This window comes from Ruminococcus sp. (assembly GCF_019423705.1).
Taxonomy (GTDB): Bacteria; Bacillota; Clostridia; order Oscillospirales; family Ruminococcaceae; genus Hominimerdicola.
This window is the reverse complement of record NZ_JAHZAX010000003.1, coordinates 14,744-37,419: the sequence shown is the minus strand read 5'-3', so window position 1 is coordinate 37,419 and position 22,676 is coordinate 14,744. Positions and strand designations below refer to the sequence as shown.

21 protein-coding genes and 1 tRNA gene are annotated in these 22,676 nt (G+C 45.7%); 13 read left to right on the top strand and 9 right to left on the bottom strand.

From position 1 onward, the window contains the following. Positions 1–15 precede the first annotated feature (15 nt). The 7 genes from QZ371_RS03130 (at position 16) to QZ371_RS03100 (ending at position 5,366) form a co-directional block, all read left to right on the top strand. Positions 16–1,200: a serine/threonine protein phosphatase gene (locus tag QZ371_RS03130; protein ID WP_295209288.1), complete on the top strand. Its 1,185-nt coding sequence runs from the start codon at positions 16–18 to the stop codon at positions 1,198–1,200. Further along, positions 1,197–2,069: a hypothetical protein gene (locus tag QZ371_RS03125; RefSeq protein WP_295209285.1), complete on the top strand. Its 873-nt coding sequence runs from the start codon at positions 1,197–1,199 to the stop codon at positions 2,067–2,069. Before QZ371_RS03130 ends, QZ371_RS03125 begins: the two co-directional genes overlap by 4 nt. 193 nt (positions 2,070–2,262) lie before the next feature. After that, the gene (locus QZ371_RS03120; RefSeq protein WP_295209282.1) at positions 2,263–3,240 is read left to right on the top strand and encodes a hypothetical protein; all 978 of its coding nucleotides are present in this window, start codon (positions 2,263–2,265) and stop codon (positions 3,238–3,240) included. 63 nt (positions 3,241–3,303) lie between these two features. Then, positions 3,304–3,705 carry a hypothetical protein gene (locus tag QZ371_RS03115; RefSeq protein WP_295209279.1) on the top strand — a complete coding sequence of 134 codons (402 nt, stop codon included), beginning with the start codon at positions 3,304–3,306 and terminating at the stop codon, positions 3,703–3,705. Beyond that, positions 3,702–4,133 carry a hypothetical protein gene (locus QZ371_RS03110; protein ID WP_295209276.1) on the top strand — a complete coding sequence of 144 codons (432 nt, stop codon included), beginning with the start codon at positions 3,702–3,704 and terminating at the stop codon, positions 4,131–4,133. The genes QZ371_RS03115 and QZ371_RS03110 overlap by 4 nt, the downstream gene beginning before the upstream one ends. Next, positions 4,120–4,467 carry a hypothetical protein gene (locus QZ371_RS03105; RefSeq protein WP_295209273.1) on the top strand — a complete coding sequence of 116 codons (348 nt, stop codon included), beginning with the start codon at positions 4,120–4,122 and terminating at the stop codon, positions 4,465–4,467. Before QZ371_RS03110 ends, QZ371_RS03105 begins: the two co-directional genes overlap by 14 nt. Continuing rightward, positions 4,464–5,366 carry a hypothetical protein gene (locus QZ371_RS03100; RefSeq protein WP_295209270.1) on the top strand — a complete coding sequence of 301 codons (903 nt, stop codon included), beginning with the start codon at positions 4,464–4,466 and terminating at the stop codon, positions 5,364–5,366. The genes QZ371_RS03105 and QZ371_RS03100 overlap by 4 nt, the downstream gene beginning before the upstream one ends. A 67-nt stretch (positions 5,367–5,433) precedes the next feature. On the opposite strand, the gene QZ371_RS03095 is transcribed toward QZ371_RS03100, so the two are convergent. The 4 genes from QZ371_RS03095 to QZ371_RS03080 all read right to left on the bottom strand — a co-directional run bounded on the left by QZ371_RS03095 (position 5,434) and on the right by QZ371_RS03080 (position 9,960). Continuing rightward, positions 5,434–6,315 carry a carbohydrate ABC transporter permease gene (locus QZ371_RS03095; protein ID WP_295209267.1) on the bottom strand — a complete coding sequence of 294 codons (882 nt, stop codon included), beginning with the start codon at positions 6,313–6,315 and terminating at the stop codon, positions 5,434–5,436. Positions 6,316–6,321: 6 nt separating this feature from the next. Further along, positions 6,322–7,251: a sugar ABC transporter permease gene (locus tag QZ371_RS03090; protein ID WP_295209264.1), complete on the bottom strand. Its 930-nt coding sequence runs from the start codon at positions 7,249–7,251 to the stop codon at positions 6,322–6,324. 94 nt (positions 7,252–7,345) lie between these two features. Next, a complete protein-coding gene (locus QZ371_RS03085; RefSeq protein WP_295209261.1) occupies positions 7,346–8,845 on the bottom strand; it encodes a carbohydrate ABC transporter substrate-binding protein in 1,500 nt (499 codons plus the stop codon). Positions 8,846–8,943: 98 nt separating this feature from the next. Further along, on the bottom strand, positions 8,944–9,960 hold the full coding sequence (locus QZ371_RS03080; RefSeq protein ID WP_295209256.1) for a LacI family DNA-binding transcriptional regulator: 1,017 nt from the start codon (positions 9,958–9,960) through the stop codon (positions 8,944–8,946). 823 nt (positions 9,961–10,783) lie between these two features. Between QZ371_RS03080 and QZ371_RS03075 the strand changes: the two genes are divergently transcribed. Both QZ371_RS03075 and QZ371_RS03070 read left to right on the top strand, forming a co-directional pair. After that, positions 10,784–10,859: transfer RNA gene (locus QZ371_RS03075), tRNA-Thr, on the top strand. Positions 10,860–11,116: 257 nt separating this feature from the next. Further along, a complete protein-coding gene (locus QZ371_RS03070; protein ID WP_295209251.1) occupies positions 11,117–11,968 on the top strand; it encodes a hypothetical protein in 852 nt (283 codons plus the stop codon). Between the two features lie 173 nt (positions 11,969–12,141). Here QZ371_RS03070 and QZ371_RS03065 read toward each other — a convergent pair whose 3' ends face one another. Genes QZ371_RS03065 through QZ371_RS03050 form a run of 4 tightly spaced genes read right to left on the bottom strand, consistent with a single transcriptional unit; the run spans position 12,142 to position 15,567 of the window. After that, a complete protein-coding gene (locus QZ371_RS03065; protein ID WP_295209247.1) occupies positions 12,142–12,753 on the bottom strand; it encodes a zinc ribbon domain-containing protein in 612 nt (203 codons plus the stop codon). A gap of 12 nt (positions 12,754–12,765) precedes the next feature. Next, positions 12,766–13,308, bottom strand: coding sequence for a zinc ribbon domain-containing protein (locus QZ371_RS03060; RefSeq protein WP_295209244.1), 543 nt, complete (start codon positions 13,306–13,308; stop codon positions 12,766–12,768). Between the two features lie 11 nt (positions 13,309–13,319). Further along, on the bottom strand, positions 13,320–13,607 hold the full coding sequence (locus tag QZ371_RS03055) for a zinc ribbon domain-containing protein (protein WP_295209241.1): 288 nt from the start codon (positions 13,605–13,607) through the stop codon (positions 13,320–13,322). Positions 13,608–13,620: 13 nt separating this feature from the next. Then, a complete protein-coding gene (locus QZ371_RS03050; RefSeq protein ID WP_295209238.1) occupies positions 13,621–15,567 on the bottom strand; it encodes a WG repeat-containing protein in 1,947 nt (648 codons plus the stop codon). Positions 15,568–15,938: 371 nt separating this feature from the next. Here QZ371_RS03050 and QZ371_RS03045 point away from each other — a divergent pair, with 371 nt between their 5' ends. The 4 genes from QZ371_RS03045 to QZ371_RS03030 all read left to right on the top strand — a co-directional run bounded on the left by QZ371_RS03045 (position 15,939) and on the right by QZ371_RS03030 (position 22,207). Beyond that, a complete protein-coding gene (locus tag QZ371_RS03045) occupies positions 15,939–16,550 on the top strand; it encodes a TetR/AcrR family transcriptional regulator (RefSeq protein ID WP_295209235.1) in 612 nt (203 codons plus the stop codon). A 148-nt stretch (positions 16,551–16,698) separates the two neighbouring features. Beyond that, complete coding sequence (locus QZ371_RS03040; RefSeq protein ID WP_295209821.1) at positions 16,699–18,447, top strand: ABC transporter ATP-binding protein; 1,749 nt, start codon at positions 16,699–16,701, stop codon at positions 18,445–18,447. Positions 18,448–18,450: 3 nt separating this feature from the next. Then, the gene (locus QZ371_RS03035) at positions 18,451–20,187 is read left to right on the top strand and encodes an ABC transporter ATP-binding protein (RefSeq protein WP_295209231.1); all 1,737 of its coding nucleotides are present in this window, start codon (positions 18,451–18,453) and stop codon (positions 20,185–20,187) included. Between the two features lie 340 nt (positions 20,188–20,527). After that, positions 20,528–22,207, top strand: a complete 1,680-nt coding sequence (locus QZ371_RS03030; RefSeq protein WP_295209225.1) for a bifunctional diguanylate cyclase/phosphodiesterase — start codon at positions 20,528–20,530, stop codon at positions 22,205–22,207. 165 nt (positions 22,208–22,372) lie between these two features. On the opposite strand, the gene QZ371_RS03025 is transcribed toward QZ371_RS03030, so the two are convergent. After that, on the bottom strand, positions 22,373–22,564 hold the full coding sequence (locus QZ371_RS03025; protein ID WP_295209223.1) for a hypothetical protein: 192 nt from the start codon (positions 22,562–22,564) through the stop codon (positions 22,373–22,375). Positions 22,565–22,676 lie beyond the last annotated feature (112 nt).

Genomic DNA, 22,676 nt, shown 5'->3' with positions numbered 1-22,676 from the left:
GGAGATATTGACACAATGGCGTTATTTAGAAAGAAGCAGCAGGCGGCGGATCTTGGCACGGCTGGGGCGCAGAGGGGTTCGGGTTTTGAATACAGGCTTGCGCCTAGCGAGAGTTTTCAGCAGGAACTTTACGATTCGCTGAGGGCGAATGTGCCGATCATAGACGCTTGCTTTGGAAAGATAATCAGACTGACGGGCGGTTTCAGAGTTTTGGCGGAGGACGAGAGGGCGCAGGAGGAGCTTGACAGATTTTGCAGGGAGGTATCCGTGGGGGTATCGGGCAGATCGCTTTTCACTTTTGCGGATATGTATCTTGACTCGCTGCTGACATACGGAAAGGCTATCGGCAGGATATATGCGGACAGGCGCACGGGCAGGATAAAGGGCGTTTATGTTGGTGACGCTTCACTTTACAGGGTTTGCCAAGGAAAAGATCCGCTGACAAAGAGGGTATTTTACTTGGGCGGCGGACAGGAGGTCAGCATAAGATCGCCGGAAAAGCTGCTTTACACGGCGCTCAATCCCAGTCCTAAGCACCCAGACGGGGTGTCGATACTGCGAGGGTTGCCTGCGCTTAGTCAAGTGCTGATGAGGATATACGAGTGCATTGGGCAGAATTTTGACAGGGTCGGAAATGTGCGATATGCGGTGACGTATCGTCCCGACGGCGAGGGCGACAGGGCGAGAGCTAAGGAGCGTGCGCAGCAGATCGCTGAGGAATGGGCGAAGGGTATGAGGGCTTCGAGAAACGGCGCTGTGCAGGATTTTGTGGCTGTGGGCGATGTTGACATCAAGGTCATCGGTGCGGACAATCAAGTCATCGACACGGAGATACCTGTGCGGCAGCTTATGGAGCAGCTTGTGGCTAAGCTTTCCATACCGCCATTTTTGCTGGGGCTGAACTGGTCGAGCACCGAGCGAATGAGCGAGCAGCAGGCGGACATCCTCACAAGCGAGCTGGAATATTACCGCAGGCTGTTATCACCTGTGCTGGAGCAGATATGTGAGGCGTTTTTGAGATTGCAGGGGTATGGCTGTTCGGCGAGGGTGGAATGGGACAACATCAACTTGCAGGACGAGGAAGCGCTGGCGAGATCAAGACTTTACAATGCTCAGGCGGAGCAGCTTGAGAGGGAATTTGCTCAGGCGGACGAGGATAAAGCCAAGGAGAAAAAGAGACAAAGACAGGAGAAAAAATGAGCGAAATGACAGAAAAGACAGAATTGGCAATTGCGGAAAAAATTACGGACAGGGAGCTTGCGCTCATCAGGCAATACGCAAGCGGCGAGGTGACGGCGGAACAGCTTTTTGTTTTCAAGGTCAACCTTTGCGACAACGACATTGACAGAGACGGCGAGAAGTTCGCTTCCGAAGCCCTCGAGGGTCTGGCGGAGCTTTTCACGGGCAGGACGGGGATATTCGATCACGACCCGAAGAGCGGCAATCAGTCGGCGAGAATTTTTGAGTGCTGGGTGGAGACCATTCCCGAGAAGCTCACGGCGGACGGCGAGGTCTACCGCAGGCTTATGGCGAGGGCATATATGGTGCGCACGCAGTCCAACGGCGATCTTATCAAGGAGATCGAAGGGGGGATAAAGAAAGAAGTTTCGGTGAGCTGTTCGATGATGACGAAGGTGTGCTCAATTTGCGGTGCGGATCAGTATGAAGAGGGGTGCTGTCACGAAAAGGGCAGGGAATATGGCAGAAAGCTTTGTTTTCACTTGCTTGACCAGCCTTTGGACGCTTACGAATGGTCATTTGTGGCGGTGCCTGCGCAGGTACACGCAGGGGTGACGAAGAGGTTCTCGCAGGCGGAAAACAAGTACAGTTATTCGGACAGAAGCGAGGATATCGACCTTGCGAGAAAGGCTTTGACCGCCGATGTTTTAAGGCTCAGCTATTTTTGCAAGCCGTATATGACGGCGAAAAGGGTCGGAGAGCTGGCGGAAATGATGACCATTAAGGAGCTTATCGGGTTCAGAAAGAAGCTTGAAGAGCAGGTGGTCGATGATGATGAGGTCTATGAGGCGGAGAAAAACAGCTTTCTGACGGGGGATTACAAGGTTTAGGTTATGGGATATGAAAGGGGGTGGTCGAGATGTGGAAATAGGTTTGTGTTCGATAATTTGGACTAATATGTAGTTCCTAAGTAGGGGTGAAAATTGTTGTTCGACAAAGCTCACAACAATTTAGCGTTCGCCCGTTTACCACAAAAGGTTTTTAACAACAAAATTTATAAAATCAAAAAGGAGAAATGAAAATATGTACAACAATATCAGACTTGAAAAGGGACTTTATTCTATCACAGGCAAGACATTCACACAGGCGCTGGCGGAGCTTGACCCTGACGCAAATTACGAGAACACAGAGCTCAAGGGGCTGGACGCTTTCGAGAGACAGCTCAAGAGATTCGACATCAAGGTCAAGGGCGCAAGCTCTGACAGGGTGGAAAAGTTCTTCCTTTCGACCGAATCTGCGGTGCTTTTCCCTGAATATGTGAGACGCACTATCAAGCAGGGTATGGACGAAAGCTCTATTATGGGCAAGGTGGCTGCGGCTGTTACATACACCGACGGCATTGATTTCAGAGGCCTGACGGTGACAAAGGGCGGCAATTCGGACACCGTCAAGGAAGGCGGCACAATGCCTGTTACGACCGTGAGACTTGCTTCGGCAAACAAGACGCTTACAAAGTTTGCGAGACGTCTTAGCTGCTCATACGAATCCATCAGAAAGCAGCGACTTGAAGCTTTCGGCGTGATTCTCAAGAACCTTGGTGCGGCTATCAGCAGGGACGTAAACGGACTTGCTATGACGGAGATCACAAACGGCGTTACGCCTATGACTATTGCAGGAAATGATCTTGCCTATTCCGATCTTGCAGCGTTTTGGGCTTCGATGAGCGACTGCAATATGACGACAATGGTCTGCACACCTGACGTTATGGCGAAGATACTTGCTATGGACGAGATGAAGTATTGCGTGGGCGATTATATGTCGGGCGGCACGGTGCAGACACCTTACGGTGTGACACTTGTGAAGTGCCCTCAGCTTACAGGCGATATTGCGGTGGGCATAGATCAGAGCTGCGCTGTTGAAATGGTGCTTGGCACGGATATCGTGGTGGATTTTGACCAGCTTATCTCAACACAATGCAATGAGATATCCTGCTCCATTATGGTGGGCTTCTCGACGCTTACAAGCGGTGCGGTCAAGACACTCAAGACTGTTAAGTCATAAGATTTAGATAAGAAAAATAAGAAAAACGGGCGGCGGGCGGGAATTTATTTGAGGAGGCACAAAATGGCGATACTTGAATTTGACAACATAAAAAGCGAATTTATGGGGCTTTGCGGACTTGACGAGGCAGGTTTCGGGGCGTATGAAGATATGCTTAAAGCGGCGGCGAACGCTGTTGAGAACGACCTTGACGTTAGCCGCATAAAGTCGGCGGAGGACAGGAGCATTTGCGAATTTGCGGCGGCGACGGAGGGATTTTTCAGATTTGTCTGTCAGCGTGGGGCTTGCGACAAGGTCATCGTTACGGCGCAGGGAAAGGCTGTGGAGAAATACGACGAGGACGGCAGGATAAAGGCGGCGATGAAGCTTCGTGACAGCGCTGCAAAAAGAGCGGAGCGATTCGCTGTCGAGAGCGGATTTGCATTTTGCTCGGTGACGGAATTTTCGGAGGGTGATGAGCAATGACAGGGATAAGCGGCATAACTGAGGTGATGATATCGGGGCTGGAAGCGGTCGGGTTTACGGCGATGACGGAATACTCGGCGGCGGACAGTTTGCTTCACAAGGACGAGTTTATCGGCTTTTGCGGCGTGAAGGAATGTTCGGTTGCGGACGAGGCGATGAAGTTTGACGGCGAGACGTTATTTGTGGAGCTGGAGGCGAAGATCGAGCTGCGGCTTATGGGAAAGGCCTGCAATTTCAGCGACGGGGCGGAGCTTGCGCAGAAGTGCGACCAGCTTTTCATTGCCCTTGAAAAGGACGACAGTATCGCTGTCAACAGCGCAAAGCTTTGCGAGACAAGTCAGTCTTTGCCGCTGCGCAGACTTGAAAAGAAGCTGGAGCTTGACGTGAGAGTTTGTATTCAGGAGGCGATGGACTATGAGGAAGCCTGAGAGGATAAAGCTTAACATTACGCAGCACACCATTTATATGGAGGGTGTGCGCCGCAGCGGCGGCTTTGTGCAGAGCGAGACAAAGGCTGTTGACGGATTTTACAGGAACATTTCTGGAAAGAAGGCCAATGTGCTGACTTTCACGGGGAAGATAGCCCCGGCGGACAAGCGTTACGCTTGGGGGATACTTAATTCCACCGCCGGAAAGGTTATAAGCTTCACCGCCGGCGACACGCTTTTCACGGGATATGTGCTGACGGATATGGCCATCGAGTTCAAGGTGGGGCATATTCTCGGGGACATTAGTATTGAGCTGAGGGAGGCGGACGAATGAGCAAGGCGTATGTGACGCTCGAGGGGCAGGAAGTTTTACAGCTTGGGAAGATCGTGTCGGCGACTATCGTGAAAGACAGATACACGCCTTACAGTCAGCTTCGTGGGCGTGTGATAATTGACGGCAAGGTGGAGCTTGGGGCGGTCAAGCGTGTGGGGTTTTACATTGGCGGAAAGAGAGTGCACTATGGCTTGGCCGATCTGCTGAGCGTGAGGGTATGCGGCGGACAGAGCGTTCTCAACATCGTCAGCCGTGGAATCACCATTCTGCTGGGGCAAAATCAGCCTGAGCCGGGTATTTGGTCGCAGGTGAGCTTGACGGAGATAATGGGGAAATATTCACCAACCAGCGAGATAGCCTTTGAGGCGGACACCCAAAAGGTGAACTATGTGAACATCAACGAGGGCTCGACATTGTGGGAGGCTATCGGCGTTTACGGCACGAAAGCTTACGGCGCAAGGGCGTACATCGGCGAGGGCGACAAGGTGTGCGTGAGCGCTTCTGAGAAGCTTGTGCTTTTTGAGGGCAGGGTGATAGACTACGGCAGTCAGCTTGACACAAGGCTTATGCTTTCAAAGGTGCATATGAAAAACGTTGAGGGCAATTATGGTTACAGCTATGAAAACGACGAAATCAAGCCATTTGGCATTGTGAGGGAGAAGTATTACAATCTTGACAGGCAATGGCTCAATGATGTCAGCATTGGTTTGAAAGACAGGATAGGGTTTTCAAATCGTGAGCACAATGTTAGCTGGCTGACCCACGTTGGATATCTTGGTGAGGACATTGACGATCTGATATCAGCGGTGGGATATGACGTTGACGGCAAGCGTGTTTGCAGGGTAGAGGTCAATCTTGATAATAGGGGGATAAGGACGAAGATTTTTGTGGAGAATTGATAATGTAAATGTAGGGCAAAAAAAGAGCGTACAGAAAATTCTGTACGCTCTTGTGATATTCGGTTGATTATCCCTTAACGCTTCCGAGAGCAACGCCTCTGATGATGAACTTAGAGAGGCAGAGATAAACGATAACAACAGGGAGGATAGCAAGTACGATGTACAAGCTGAACATACCTACGTCCTTTTCCTGTGGGCCGGCATAACGCATTGCGTTGAGCACAAGCGGGATCGTGTATTTGCTCTTTGTCTCAAGAATAAGTCTTGGCATAAAGTAGTTGTTCCAGTTGGTTACGAATGTAAAGATGATCTGTACTGCGAATGCAGGCTTGAGGATAGGAGTTACGATCTTATTGAAGGTCTTGAACTCTCCGCAGCCGTCTATTCGGGCTGCTTCAACTATTTCAAGCGGCAATGCAGAAGCCATATACTGCTTCATAAAGTAATATGTTGCAGGTGCGGCAATTGCAGGGATTATCAGCGGAATGTATGTATCAGTCCAGCCGAGTTTTGACATAAACTGATAGAAACCGATAGCTGAAGCCTGTGTTGGAACCATCATTACGATGAGGATAAACATATCAGCAGCTTTTCTCAGCTTGAAGTGGTAAACGTGGATAGCATACGCTGTCAGGGCTGAGAAGTAAACGCTGAGCATGGAAGCACAAGCTGAAATGAACAGAGAGTTGGCAAGTGAACGCCAAACGCTTCCGTATGCGACAGCAGTCGAACCCTTGAAGAGGTTCTTGAAGTTATTGAGGAGATACTTGTCAGGATACCATCTGATACCCGGCTGTGATCTGCCTCGGGTTGCATTGATTATAAGCAGATAGAATGGGAAAAGTGATATAACTACCAGAAGGATAAGGACTGTATAAGCCACGATCCTGCGGACGGTCAATCCGGCATTGCTGCTCTTTTCACCAACTACGTCAGTACTTCTTGGCATATCGTCTTACCCCCTTTTCTTCTTTTTCTTCTTTCCGTCTTTATCAGCGGAAGCAAACATAAGTGCAAGTCCTACGATAGCGGAAATAACAAAGATTATTACGCAGAGTGCGGAAGCCTTACCGATATCACCCTGTTTATTTGCCTGGATTATCATTACTACGGTCTTGAGCTTGCCGTTAGGGTTACCCATATCCTTAGTAAGAAGTGCAGGTACATCGTACATCTGAAGTCCGCCGATCATTGATGTTACAAGAACGTAGGACATAATCGGCTTGATAAGTGGGATCGTGATCTTCCAGAATGTTTCGCTGGAAGTTGCGCCGTCGATCTGAGCTGACTCATAAAGTGATGTGTCAACGCCCATAATGGCAGCCATAAGAAGAATTGTCGTATTACCATACCAAAGTATGAAGTTGATAAGTCCGACTATACCTCGTGAACCCCAAACGCTTTCGAGAAGCGGTACCTTGATAAGGTCATAGATAGCGCCGTCTCTGCTGAACAAGCTGTAAAACAGGAATGCGAAAGCAGAAGCCATAATTACGTTTGGAAGATAGATAACAGCCTTAAAGAAGCCCTGTGCCTTGATCTTGAGGCGGAGGTCTGTGAACCATACCGCAAGGATAAGGGAGATAACGAGCTGTGGAATGAAGCCGATGAGCCACATAATGATCGTGTTCCAGAATGCCTGGAGCAGATCGCTTCCCGATGAGAAGATCTGTGAATAGTTTTGGAAGCCGCAGAAAGTAGGCGTTACTTCAACTACTTGTCTTGTCCAGCCGCCGCCGATCTCACCCTGCTTCTTAACATAATCAGTAAAGCTGTAATAGAATGTTTGGAACAGAGGATATAGCGAGAATATCGTGTAAACTACAAAGAACGGGATAAGGAAAATATATCCCCATTTGGCATAGCTTATGCTTTTTCTCTTCATATAAGTATACCTATTCCTTTCGTGAGATTAATAAATAATAGGGGGGGATAACCTCCACCCCCTATATTTAATTAGTTACTTATTTTTCTTTGAATTAGAAATCGCAAGTAAGGTTGCCATAGAGGTCTGTGATGTTCTTCTTGAAGTTCTCAAGAGCAGCCTCGTAAGAGTCAACTGTTCCGAGGAAGTAGTCCTTCATAGCGCCCTGGAATTTCTCGTTGCAGCCCTGGTCATAAGCAGAGAGCTTGTTCTCGAGAGAGATCTTTTCTGCAGCTTCTGTAAGAAGTGCGAGGTGATCCTGTCCGCCGAGGAATGCGTTTGTATAACCGCCGTCGATGAGTTCCTTGATAGCAGCCTTGTTGTTTGTGTAGTCCTGCTCGCCCTCTGTGATAGCCTTAGCTACATCCTTGTTGCAAGTCATAACCTTCATGATATCAGCAATGATATCCTGGTTATCGGAGTCGATAGCGCCGCAGATCCATGTACCGCCCCAGTAGTAAGCCTGTGGGCCTGAGCAAGCCTTCCAGAGACCATAACCGCCGTTGCCTTCCTTAGCGTTTGAACCATCAGCCTTGATCTCTTCGTCAACTGTGTTTGGAAGAAGTGTGAAAGGAATGCCCCAAGTTGAGAAGAAGTAGCCGAATACGCCGCCGTCGATCTTCTGACCTGCTGCCCAAGCGTCATCCCAAAGGGAAGTCTTGTTGTTGTAACCCTTATCTGTGAAATCCTTAGTCTGGTCAACCCAAGCCTTGATCTGTGGGTCAACTGTGATCTTATCGTCTGTTACCCAAGGGCTGGACATATTGTTGGAGAAGCATCTGTATGTATCATCGAAACCAGATACCATCTTGTAGCCCTTATCAGCCATCTTCTGAGCTGTCTCTGTGAATGTATCCCAGTCCTTAACAGCTTCCTGAACCTGCTCAGGATCGCTTGTGCCGAGAACGTCCTCAGCGATCTTTGTGTTGTAGAGGAACAGACCTGGAGTAGCCTGCCAAGAAACACCCTTGAGCTCGCCTGACTTTGTATCAGTTGCAACGTCCTTTGTGTACTGATACATTTCGGACATATCGTCATCTGTGATGCCGAGGTCCTGAACGGAGAGAGCAACGTCGCCGTTAGCATACTTCAGAGCGTAGTCAGCTTCCATAAGGAACATATCTACCTTCTCTGTGCTGTCCTTCTGAGCCTTGAGGGCGTCATCAAGCTTTGTCTGATAAGCGTTGCCTTCGTTTTCGATCTGAACCCAGTTGAGCTTAACACCGTCGATGGAAGAAATTTCCTTAGAACCATCTTCTAACTCGTTGTATTCAAGCTTCTTTGTTGTGCCCTGTGGATAGTACTTATCAAGTCTTGACTTGAACTCTGTGTTCCAGCAGTAAATTGTGAGTGTGCTCTTTGACTCGTCAGAAGAATCTACACCGTGGAGTTCAGCTGTATTGATTCTATCTGTTGAAGAATCGCCGCTTCCGCCGTTGTTTGTGCCGGAACCGCCCTTAGATGATGAAGAATCTGTGCTTCCGCAAGCTGTGAACATTGAAGCTGCGAGACAGAGGCTCAATGAACCTGCAAGTACCTTCTTAAGATTTGCCATAATAATTTTCCTCCTTAAAATCGCATTAGTTTTTATTTTGATTTGCTCCGCAGCTTAGCCTGCGGAAAATTAATGCCTTATGTTTTGTGTGACAACGTTTACGGTTGTCTGATGTCGCTTACCGAGCCGCCTTCAAGCAGCTTACCGTCGACTGTGATTACCTCTTTAAAGGTCGTTTGTGGATTTTCTATCAGCGAGACGAGCTGTTTTGCAGCGGTTACGCCGATAAGGTCTGTGTCCTGAAGATAGGTCGTAAGTTTAGGGGAGAGGAGCTGTGAATAAGCGATTCCGTCATATCCCACCACCGAGACGTCCTCGGGAACTGAAAGTCCCATATCCTTGATCGCATTGAAAGCGCCCATTGCCGAATAATCGTCCGGCATAAAAACGCAGGTAGGTCTATTCTCTTGAGAGAGAAGCTTTTTTGTAAGCTCATAAGTAAGATCGGGGTTATGATAATCGCCGTTCATTATCCAATCGGGGTCTACCTCAATGCCTCTGTTCATACAGGCTTTATAGAAACCTGCGAGACGTCTTTCAGCGACGGCTGATCTATTACCCTGGATAAAAGCGATCTTTTTGTGACCGAGACCTGTTACATAATTGATAAGTTCTTCCATACCTTTTTCGTTGTTCGACATTATAGCAGTTCTGCAATCGAAAATATGGTCTATCGTGACGACAGGTATATCTCCATTTATCACCTCGTACACATCCTGCGACGAAAAATCCGTGCAGGCAATAATTACGCCATCCACGTTGCGGTATTTACAATGTTCGTAGGTCGACATTTTCTGCTTGCCCACGTCCCTATTAATAAAGGTAATATCGTATCCGGCAGACTCAGCCGTAGTTTTGAAGCTGTCGAGCACCTTCGCAAAGAACTCGTGTGTAAGACCGCTTCCAGCCTCATCGAGGTACATAACGCCGAGATTATAAGTTCGGTTAGTCTTTAGCGCTCTTGCCTGAGAGTTTGGAAAATAGCCCATTTCCTTGGCGGCTTTTATAAGCCTTTCTCTGGTAGCCTCGCTGACATCCTTATGACCATTGAGGGCTTTACTTACGGTGGCAACGGATACGCCGCAGCGAACGGAAATGTCTTTCAACGAAACCATAGATATTTCTGCCTTTCCGTGTGATTTTAAACGTTTACGCTTGACATACTCCCAAAAAAGTATTTCAAACGTTTCCGTTAATAAAACTATACAATATTCTCGGGATAATTTCAAGTCTTTTTTCGCATTTTTATGCTTGTTGTAATAAATTATGGAGGCTCGCACAATTTTTCAACTTTATGTTTGTGCACTTTGACAATTGTTTTGTGATAATTGTAACAGAGCTGTTACAGTGTGAGCTAAAAAAGACGAATATTCCTCGAAAAATGTTGAAGTATTTCTTTGATGAAGAAATTTTACTTGCTTGTGTATGTATAAAATGACTATAAAAACTTATTGACTTTTGTGAACTGTTATGTGAAACCACAAAAAGCTATTGTGGAGTGGGGCTATTAAACGTTTTCGATAGTTGAAATGAAAATTTGAGCACTAAAACGTTTGAAATTATTAAATATTTTCGCAGGTTTTCAAAAACGTGTATGAGAATTTTAATATATGAGAAAATACACGCTAAATCGGGCTTTTCTGAAACGTTTAAGTTAAAATGAAGCGAATTTTGTTTGTGCAAAATCACAATTGAACAAATTTTAACTAGATTTAAGGTTAATATTGAGACTGTTTTGGCTTCTTTTGAAAGGTATATTCGTGAGTTTGCACATATAGACGCTTAAATTGAAAACTTTTTATAAAAATTGGCGGTTGTGGCGTTTTGGTATTGACAAACGGGGGGAGATGGTGTATAATATATAAGCTTAATAGTTGCAGACAACTATATTTCTGACCGTATATGAGCAGGTCGCTTTTATGATCTACAATTTAATATGCTTGTGTAGCACAGTTGGTAGTGCAGCTCATTCGTAATGAGCAGGTCGCAGGTTCGAGTCCCGTCACAAGCTCCAAGCGTTCCCGTGAACTTTTTGTTTGCGGGGATTTTTTTATGCCGAGACGCATATATATTAAATAGTATATACGCTGGCAAATATCACCTTTATGCGGTCATTCGGGACATATTTCGGCGTTTCGGGACAGGCATATTGAAATAGGGCGGCGGTGATGTTATTATGTAATTGCGGCAATTGGTAAAGCATTTTAATTTTTTTACTTGTTGTCGGACGGGATCAATTTTTTATATTATTTTTTGATGAGGAGATTGTGTATGAAGAGAAATGGGAGAACGATCGTTGCTCTGACGGCGCTGCTTATGTGTCTTACTGCCTGCGGACAGACAGATGACAGCTCAAAGTCTGAGGGCGGTCTTTTTGACTCGAAGCCTGCGGAGACTTCGGCGGCGGAAGTTGACGACGGGCTTGATGAGATCGATGACCTTGATGATGACAGCGATGATGAAGATTACGATGATGATTACGATGAGGACGATGACGGTTTAGTGGACGACGCTTCATCGGCGGCTGAGGAATTCGTTGAGAGACCCTTTGAGCTTGTTGAGGGTCTGAGCACAAAATATGCTGATGCAAGCGATCTTACATTTGCCTATGACGGAAAGGTATTCAAGCTGGGCGAGACAACATTACAGGATATGATAGACGCAGGTGTTCCATTTTCTGAGAGCGATCTAAAGGCAATGGACGAGGACATCGAGAAAAATCACAGCTCATCCGCTTTTTCAGTTGAGGCGAGCGATTTCGTGACGCTGGGTGTTAGGGGATCAAATTTCACCGACGGCACGATGAAGATAAAAGATTGTCCTGTGGGGGAGATACTAGTTTCATATTATTACGTACCAAGAACGACGCTCAGCGATGAGGAGAACGAGGAAGCACGCAAGGGTATCGACGCAGCCGCAGATCACCTTTGTTTGTCATTCCCGTTGAATGCGACAAAGGAACAGCTTATGGAGAACAACAAGGATTATTCAGAGGACGGCGGCGATTATCTGGATTATAGTGTAAGTTCAGAGCTTTATTATGGTGCTATCGGTTATCACATTGAATTTGAAGAGACAACAAATCAGGTCGATAAGATAACGATGAGCTGGTATCCGGGCTGATGAGCCTTTGGAGGCAGCGGCAGTAACTTTTCCCCTTAGCCAACAACGGCTCCGTACAGGAATGTGCGGAGCCGTTGCTTTTTATGGTTGACAAAGTGAAAAGCCTACCTTTATAAAAGGCAGGCTTTTTCGGTTGGGTATCCTCTATGAAGAAAGTGATATTAAGATAGCTATTATTGGATCGGGTTAGGGTATTGACCGTAGATACTTGCGCTTGATGATGAACGCCAGGTCGCTATTACAATGCTATAGTCCTCTTTGACAATGAATGTGACATAGCCATCGCTGACACCGCTAGTTTTAAGGCTTTCTACAGATGCTTTTTCAATTGCATCGTCTCTGTTGTAATTCGACATACTAAATTCGTGTACTCCCACAGAGTCGCTGATGGAAATACCCTCAACTGCCATATCGGCGAGTTCGTTGTTTACTGTTGTAAATACAAGTTTTGCATTGCTGTTTGCAGACTTTAACTGTCCTGCTGCCATTTGTCCCGGTATAACTATGCCTAGGACGGTTATCAATGCCACTATCAACCAAGTTATAAGGCTGATCTTAAGGCAGGTCTTAGCTGCTTTCGGCTTTTTACCCTTATTTACGCAGTATAGTATTATTCCTGCGATCGGGATAAGAAAGCTCAATACTTTTTCTCCGCCTGAAGCCTTTGCTTCAAGGTCTACTGCGGGTGCTGCCGCTGCGGTCTGTACCCCTGTGGGGCAGCCGCAATGGACGCATACTACCGCTTCATCATCAATTTCTTTTCCGCAATGTCCACAATATGCCATATGTAATTCCTCCTATCGTGAATAACTTCCGTAAATGTTTTTCCAGGTGTCGATATAAGACTGGCTGGGTCGTCCGTTTACAGGTACGACTGAGACCATTGAGCACCTGCCTGTAAGATAACTATGTATTCTGATTATGAACACCAAGCCGTTATCTGAGCTTTCGTTGTAGCTGCCAATGGACGTGGTGGTCTTGGCGGCTGAATAGACAAAATACACATCGCCTGTATGATCCAGCACTTCGGGCGATCCTGTCAGGCGAAAATCAAAGGAAAGTTCTCTGAACTTGCCGTCCTTTTTTGCCTGGCTTATGGTACTGTCGAATTTCCTTAAAACAAGTGCCCCTCCGTCGGACTGGTTATAGATATAAAAGCCTGTCAAAATTGCAATGACTATTATAACGACTGCTGCTATTATTTTGTTGAGTTTGGTATTTGACTGTGCTTTTACTGTACTGCCTGCGGTATCCCCTTTTTGCGCCGCAGCGCAACCGCATTTCATACATACTGTTTGGTTATCTTCGAGCTGTGCACCACATTTTCCGCAGTATTTCATTTACATTCTCCTTAAAGCATCGTCATAGCTATGGTTCCGAGAGCCCAGGTTATGATACCGACCAAGAGACAGGTCTTGGCAGCCTTTGGACGGGTGTCTTTCTTTACGAAGTACATAATGATACCTGCGATAGGTATGAGTACGCTGAGAAGTATCTCGACAAAGTCTGCATTTGAGTCAGGGTCGTAGTTAGGGTTCTGATTGTTTTGCTGTGCTGCCTTTTCTGTTGCGCAACCGCAATGTACGCAGATAACTGCGTCGTCGTTGATCTCTTTTCCGCATTTTCTACAAAAAGCCATAATTTTTTACCTCCTAATAACTATATAGACTGTTGTAAATATCAGTCAAAGAATATCCGTCAAAATTATCTTGTAATGAGCCACTTATTGTTGAGTATGCACCTACACTAAAATCTGCATATTTATCGTGCGCCCAGCAGACAAAAACTTCTTCTGTGTCTGTAACATATGCGACTACTGCGTAACCTTTAGTATTAAAATCTGAACAGCTATTTGCTACACTTTGGTTTATTTTATCGAGGCTATTCATATCTGAACAATTAACTATTTTTAATACAAGATTTTTGCTAGGTACATCTCTTGGTATGGTCTCTCCACTAGCCACCATATCTTCTATATCGTTTTTCAATGCTCTTGCGATAGTTTCAGCATTCTTCTGACTACAATAATTTTGGGATTTGGTTATTCCTAAGATATCACTATCGTATTTTTGGATGGTGTTTAAGCAATCTTCATATTGACAGTAACCTGATGTTTCGCCAGCCAGACCGTAGTATTCTTTATTGTTAACGATATCTCCTGATGTGTTTATTACAGCCAACTTTTTGCTATCAGTAGTTGCGATAGCGTAGCCGTCACTATAAAAACCTGAACCAGCTAAAAACTTATTGCTTATGCAGACTTCGCCGTTCTCAGAAAGATATCCAACTTTTCCGCCATATGAAAATGCATACCGTTTATCATAATATGATGAACGGTCTATATTATCGTATGTCGGTTCAAGCAGTTCTTTGCCTTCATTGTTTACTATGCCCCAATTTTTACCGTCTATAACTGAATAGAGACCATTGTCAAGATAACACATACTATAATATTTGGCTGGTACTACCCATTTGCCTGTTGCGTCTATCAAGCCATATTTGCCTGAAGAACTAGCGGCGGCTACACCGTTATTAAAAGTTGTTGAAAAGTCATACTGTGCAGAAATGGCTTCTTTTCCTTTTGTATCTACATAGCCCCACTTCTCGCCTTTTTTGAATGCTGCATAACCCTCACTATAACTAAACATCATATCATATTTAGGATTTACAACATAATCACCTTTTGTGTTGATAACACCATACTTATCGCCAACCGTTACGATACTGCGGTCTTCAATAAAATCAAATGCTGAGTCATACTGACAGCTTATGACTAATTTACCCTTTTCATTTATGAAACCATATTTGTCATTGTTGCAAACGGCAGCATAGCCCTCGCTAAATGAATCTGCATCATCATATGTTGGTGCTATTACAACTTTACCTTTTATATTTGCATAACCATATTTATCACCGGATCTGATAACAAAAATCTCATTCTTGTTTTCTAAGTCTAATCCCTCGAGTGCGTCTGAACCTATTTCGTCATAGGTTATTGGAAGCAACAGCTTTCCACTTGTATCGATAAGACCATATTTATCTGAACCCTCATCATCAACATCAAAATCAATTACGACTGCAACGCCCTGGGAAAATGGCGAAATGTAATCATATTGAGGTGATACAATATAAGTTCCTTTGGTATCGATAATGCCCCATTTTCCTCCGACTGAAACGGTAGCATATCCACCTGAAAACTCTGTTACTGCGTCGAATTGCGGATCGATCACATAATCGCCACTTTCATTGATGTAACCCCATTGACCGTTTTCTTCGGTCATAGCGCTCAGCAAACCATCATTGAAAAGATATTTTTCAGCGACCTTATCCTTATCGAACAGCATAGGTTTAAGTACAAACCAGAAAACGGCAAATAAGGCGGCTAAGGCAATGACAATTATTGATATTATCAACGGCGCCTTAGAACTTTTTTTCTTAACAATTACGTCATTAATGTCATTCGCAGGTTGTACCACGGGCTCTTTTTCAGGACTGCTCTTGTTTTCAACAACAGGCGTGACAACCACTCGATTACCACAAAAATGACAAAAAGCAGCGTCATCATCGATCTGTTTTCCGCATTTTCTACAAAAAGCCATAACAAATTCCTCCATTACTTCATATTTAGTGCATTTTCTGCACTATTTTGTTTTCACAACGTAATTATATCACAAAGTTTTCGGGATTTGTTAAGCTGCCAGCTTAATAAAACGATTACAATTGTAAAAAAAAGTAAATAAAGTGTTTTGTAATCGTTAACACGACGATTGCGAATTTGCTAAACCCTTTATTATAGCGGTTTTGCGAGGGGTGTGGGGAGCGGCAGGGGTGGGGAATATAAAATTTGTTTTTGAAGGGTGCGTTGCTTAAAATGCGTCCTTATTTTTATGCGTATTTGTAAAAAAATGCTATTGACAAAATAAAATAACTGTGTTATAATAACATTGTTATTTAAAGCGAGGTATAAAATATGAGACAGGAAACTGCGGGCGTTACTGAGGCGCTGCTTGAAAGTGCTAAGAAAGAATTTCTCAAATATGGGTTTCATAATGCCAATCTTAGGCGGATATCTGCCGACAGCGGCGTAAGCTCTAATTCCATTTACACACGTTTCGGCGATAAGGCGGGGCTGTTTTCGGCGGTGGTGAAGCCTGCCGCTGACGGGCTTATGAAGATGTATCTTGAAAGCATAGGCGCTTCCACGGAGGGTTGTGACACTCAAGATATGATAAGTCAGGGAACAGAGGGAACTGAGCTTGTGCTGAAATATATTTACGATAATTTCGACGTTTTTAAGCTTATTTTTTGCAATTCAGCAGGCACGGAATACGAGGGGTATTTCGACGGGCTGGCGCAGATCGAGGAAAAGTATTACAAGAAATTTGTGAAACAGTTCTCAAGGCGTGAAAACACCGTCAGCGATTTCTTTATACACGTTATCTGCCGCACGGGCTGGTCGTATATTTACGAGGTGGTGTCTCACGATATCCCTTATGACGAGGCTAAGATCTTTATGGGGGACATAAGTAAATATTGCTACGCAGGCTGGAAATGCGTCCTCGGGGTGGAGGATATGCCTTGATATTTTTAATTTAAGTAAATAAAAGCAGCAATGCACTTTTGTGCGGCGTTGCTTTTTATATGGAGATGAGTTAGCTTTTTCTAACTTAGTAGGAGTAACAGGAGGTCTTGTTGTGAAAGAAAAGAAGAAAAAATCATTATCGGTGCTGATGGAATATGCAGGCGATAACAAGTATTTTACATACGCTTCGCTTGTGCTGGCAGCTATCAGCGCCTGGATCGCCTTGATACCGTTTTACGATATCTGGCGGATAATCAAGGAAGTGCTTGATGTCAGACCGAATTTCTCGGAGGCTGTCAATATCAGCAGCTACGGCTGGCAGGCGGTGGGCTTTGCGCTGCTGGCGATGGTGTTCTATATCGCTGCGCTTATGTGCTCTCACAAGGCGGCTTTCAGAGTGCAGTCTAATATGCGTATGAGTATGATGAAGCACATTATGAAGCTTCCTATCGGCTATGTTGAGGCCGAGGGTACGGGCAAGATAAGAAAGATCGTTGCAGATTCAAGCTCTGCGACGGAGACTTTTCTTGCGCACAATCTGCCGGACAAGGCGGTTTCATATGCAACGCCTATCGGGCTGCTGGTTATGATGATGGCGTTTGACTGGAGGCTGGGGCTTATAAGCCTTATCCCTGCGGTGATAGCTTTCGTGCTTATGGGAACCCTTATGATGGGTCCTAAGATGGCGGAGGATATGAAGCAGTATCAAAACGCACTTGAATCAATGTCAGCGGAGGCTGTGGAGTATATAAGAGGCGTGTCTGTTGTAAAGACTTTCGGTCAGACAGTATTCTCTTTCAAGCGCTTCAAGCTTGCTATAGACGAATATGAAAAGTGGACTATCGGCTACACAAAAAACATGATGCTGCCGATGATAGGTTTCACAACGGCGTCTAACGGAATTTTCGCAGCACTTATCATTGCGGCATTCAAGCTCACTTCACACGGCGTTACGAACGAGTTCGTGCTCAATCTGTTTTTTTATATCATCATCACTTCCGTGCTGACTGTTACGCTTATGAAGGTTGCATATGCAGGCGAATCGCAGATGATCGTTGAGGACGCACTTAACAGAATGTATGAGATACTGAAGACTGAGCCTCTTGCAGAGACGAAAAAGGGTGCTGCTCCAAAGGACGCTTCTATCGAGCTGGACGGCGTTACATTCGCTTATGCAAACGCTGACAGCAATGCTATCGACGGCATAAACTTGTCAGTCAAGGCAGGGGAGCACATTGCGCTTGTTGGCCCATCGGGCGGAGGAAAGACCACCCTTGCGTCGCTGGTTGCAAGGTTCTGGGACGTTAAGAGCGGCTCGGTAAAGATCGGCGGCGTGGACGTAAGGGATATACCTTCTGACAAGCTTATGGAATATGTTTCATACGTTTTCCAAGACAGCAAACTGCTTAAAATGAGCATTCTCGATAACGTGAGAATGGGCAGACCTGACGCTGCTGACGAGGAAGTTATGCAGGCACTCAAGGACGCACAATGTATGGATATCATCGAGAAGTTCCCTGAGGGCGTGAACACTATGATCGGTTCAAAGGGCATTTACGTTTCTGGCGGTGAAAGTCAGCGACTTTCCATTGCGAGGGCGTTCCTTAAAAATGCGCCTATACTTATACTCGACGAGGCGACGGCTTTTGCCGACCCTGACAATGAGCGACTTGTTCAGCAGGCTTTTGAGAAGCTTTCAAAGGACAAGACTGTTATAATGATCGCCCATAGGCTTTCGACTATCACAAATACTGACTGCATTTACGTTCTTTCTGAGGGCAAGATCGCAGAGAGCGGCAAGCACGGCGAACTTATCGAAAAGGGCGGAATTTACAGCAGAATGTGGAATGAATACAACAGATCTGTAAACTGGCAGGTCGGAAAGGCAGGGGTATAAATTATGACACTTACGGAAAAATTAAAGCACAAATATGCCCTTTCTGATAAAGGTGCAAAGGGAATGCTCCGTGCGTTTGCGGCTGTTACGGTATCGAACATAGCGCTTATGCTGCCTGTGGCATTGCTTTACAAGCTGGCTTCTTATCTTCTTGACGGCGAGCTGCCGCAGGACAAGTTCAAGTATTTCATTCTTGCAATAATAGGCACGCTGCTTGTCGTTGCGCTGACGACTGTTGTGCAGTACAGGGCGACGTTCCTTTCGACTTATGTTGAAAGCGGCGTGAGAAGGCGCACGCTGGCGGAAAAGCTTAGAAAGATACCTCTTTCATTCTTTGGCAAGAAAGACCTTGCCGATCTTACGAACACCATTATGACCGACTGCGCAATGATCGAGACGGGCTCTTCCCATTGGATACCTGAGCTTGTGGGCGCATTGATATCAACGACCCTTATTGTGATAAGCTTGTTTTTCTTCAACTGGAAAATGGCTCTTGCGGCGGTTTGGGTAATGCCTGTGGCGTTCATTATCGTGCTGTGCTCGAGAAAGGTTATGACGAAAGTTCACGAAAAGACTGTTAAATACAAGATAGATTGTCTTGACGGCATACAGGAAGGTCTCGAGACGATGAGAGATCTCAGATCATACAATATGGTTGACAGCTATATGGAGGGCCTCAACGAGAAGATCAAGGCTGTTGAGAAGCACTCTATCGTTGCGGAATTTTCAAATGCGGCGTTCGTTTGCACGGCGCAGATGATACTAAAGCTTGGTATCGGTACTGTTGCGGTGGTGGGTGCTTCACTCCTTGTGAAAAACGAGATAAGCGTGCTGACATTCTTTATGTTCCTGCTGGTGGTAACGAGAATGTACGAGCCTTTGCAGATCGCATTGCAGAACCTTGCGGCTATGATAAGCCTTGACGTAAACTGCAAGAGAATGGACGAGATACTTTCTCGCGAAGAGCAGACGGGCAGGACGACCCTTGACAACAAGGGTTATGACATCACATTCGATCACGTTGCGTTCTCATACAAGGACGGCGAGCAAGTGCTTTCTGACGTAAGCTTCACGGCAAAGCAGGGCGAGGTAACGGCGCTTATAGGCCCATCGGGCGGAGGAAAGACAACGGTATCGAGACTTGCGGCAAGGTTCTGGGACAACGACAAGGGTACTATCAAGGTCGGCGGAATGAACGTATCGGAGATCGAGCCGGAGACGCTGCTTTCGCTGTTCTCTATCGTATTCCAAGACGTAACACTTTTCAACAACACGGTAATGGAGAATATCCGTATCGGAAAGAAGGACGCAACGGACGAAGAAGTTATGGCGGCGGCAAGGCTTGCGCATTGCGAGGACTTTGTTGAGAAAATGCCAGACAAGTGGAACAGTATGATCGGTGAGAACGGCTCGGAGCTTTCGGGCGGTGAGCGTCAGAGGATATCCATTGCGAGGGCATTCCTCAAGGACGCACCTATCATTCTTATGGACGAGGCGACGGCTTCCCTTGACGTTGACAACGAGTCTGTTATCCAAGAGTCTATCTCAAAGCTTATCAAGGACAAGACTGTACTTATCATTGCCCACAGAATGAGGACTGTTGACGGCGTGGACAAGATAGTTGTTCTCAAGGACGGTAAGGTGGCAGAGAGCGGCACACCTGCGCAGCTCAAGCAGGCAGGCGGCATTTACAAGCATATGGCGGATATGCAATTATCGGCTGAAAATTGGGCTTTTTAGTCTAACGCAGCGCAAAGCTGCGGGCGACCGCAAATTGTTGTGAGTTACGTCTCAAAACAATTTTTTGCCCCTACAAAAATCATCGCCGTTAGGCGATTCATTCATTCCTCACTCCTAACTCCTAACTCCTCACTTAAACTTCACTCGATATCTGAGATATGATGTCGGGTGATTTTTATTGCATTTTTTGTTAGAAAAAGAAATCAAGTCATATTTTCGCTTGACAATTGGCGATAAATATTGTAAAATATAATTAGATGTTACAAATATTTGAGTAATCGTTTACTTTCGTTTGTGATATCCGACAACATAGATTATGAAAGGATCTTAGTGGAGAAGTATGGATATTGACAGAGATCTTATAGAATTTTTCAAGGCGATATATAGGGATAACGACAGCGTTGAGGCTTGCGAGCGGTCTGTAAGGGAGGCTTTCGGGAGCATTGCGCCGAAGCTTGGCATTGTCAAGGCGGAGTTTTTTGTGAACATTCCTGCTTCAAAGCTTTGTCAGAGCGGCGTTGACGCTTCATCGGTGCTTATTGACAGCGGCGAGGCTGTGGGTGAAGCTTACAAGATCGCTTTTGTGATTATGGAAAAGGGCAAGGTTGTGATGAAGTTTTATCCTGCGGTCGGCTGCGTTTTCGATGAGGAGCAGAAGCAGATAATATCCATTGCGGCAAATGCGGTGTACATTCAATACAACAGGCTTATGACAGGCAGGCTGGTTCAGCACGTTGTCAGCACCGATATGGAGACTGGTGCGGCGACTTTGGGCGCACTTATGAAGCAGGCAGGTATGCTCATTGCTCAAGGCAGGATAGAGGATTTCGGCGTTATATTCTTTAATATCCACAATTTTAAATATGTAAACAAGGTGCTCAGTTACGAGCAGGGCGACGTTGTGCTTCGTGATTACACGAGGTATTTGATAGATATGCTTAGCGGTGACGAGCTTATCGCACGGCTTGGGGGCGACAATTTTGTTATGCTGGTGGAAGCTGCGGCGATGAAAAAGTATATAGACGAGCTTTCAATGGTGAGCATTGGCTTTAAAGATGAAGAGAAGCACATTGACAAGACCTTTATTTTCGGTGCGACTGTGGGCTTTGCGAACTTGAAGGGGGTACATTTCCCGAGAGAGGTTATGGCTCGTGTGAGCATTGCATATTCGGCGGCGAGGAGGCTTGGCGCAGGGTACGTTGTTGAATATTCCGATGATATCAGGCGTGAGCTTATGCGTATCCAGAGTGTGCTTTCAAACTTTATCACGGCGCTTAACGGGAACGAATTTGAGGTCTACTATCAGCCAAAGGTGCGCATAAAGGATAAGAAGATTTTTGGTGCGGAGGCGCTTGTGCGGTGGAACAGAGACGGCAGAGTCATTGCGCCTGCGGATTTTGTGCCGCTTTTGGAGCGTGACGGAAGCGTTATAAATCTTGATTATTATGTGCTGGAGCAGGTATGCAAATGGCTTAAAAACCGCATTGATTCGGGGCTTGAGCCGCTTAGGATATCGGTGAATTTTTCGAGGAAGCACCTTGAGGAGGAGGACTTGCTTGAGAACATTGTAAAGACTATCGACAAATATGGGTTGGAGCACAAGTATATTGAGATCGAGCTGACGGAGAGCGAGGACTATCAGAACTTTGAGCCTATCACGGAGCTTGTGAACGGGCTGAAAAACAATGGCATCGTGACGTCAATGGACGATTTTGGCACGGGATTTTCGTCCCTCAATATGATAAAGAACGTTGATCTGCAAGTCATCAAGATCGACAAGTCATTTATTCCGCTGGAGACGGAATATGAGGGAAAGGACAAGGATCTTATAATGTTCTATTACATTATAAATATGGTGAAAAAGCTTGGCAAGGAAACTATCGCCGAGGGTGTTGAGTCGGTGGAGCAGCTTTCGTATCTCGAGGACGTTGGCTGTGACGCTGTACAGGGTTTTGTATTCGACAGACCTTTGAAGGTGGCTGATTTTGAGCACAGGCTTGCTGTGGGATATACGGACTAGGTGCTGGGTATTGTTTTAGTACGATATTTTGGACAGCAGAATATCTAACGAGAAATTATAAACGGACAAAAATAAACGGGCGAACGCTGTTCGCCCCTACAAAAGTGCTTAAATGCGCTGGTTTTGGTGTAGGGGTAATGCGGTCGTCCGTTTTTGTTTGATTCATTATAGTTCTATTTCGCTGCCTATGTCGATATTATTTTCACGGAGGTAGCGGTCGGGATATTTTAGCCATTTTTCTTCGCCTGTGGGGCTTTTCACAAGCACCGAGCACATAAGCTCGCTGTCCTCGGGGATACCCTCGCAGCCGTAATCCTCTTCGGTGATGTCGATTATCTTATATATTTGCTTGCTCATATTTTTCGTCCTTTCGGTTTGTTTTGCGGTGATGTTATGATTATTATAGCATATTTAGACGCAAAAAGCAAAGAGCAATTTGAATGGAAAAAATATTGACTTATGGGCGCAA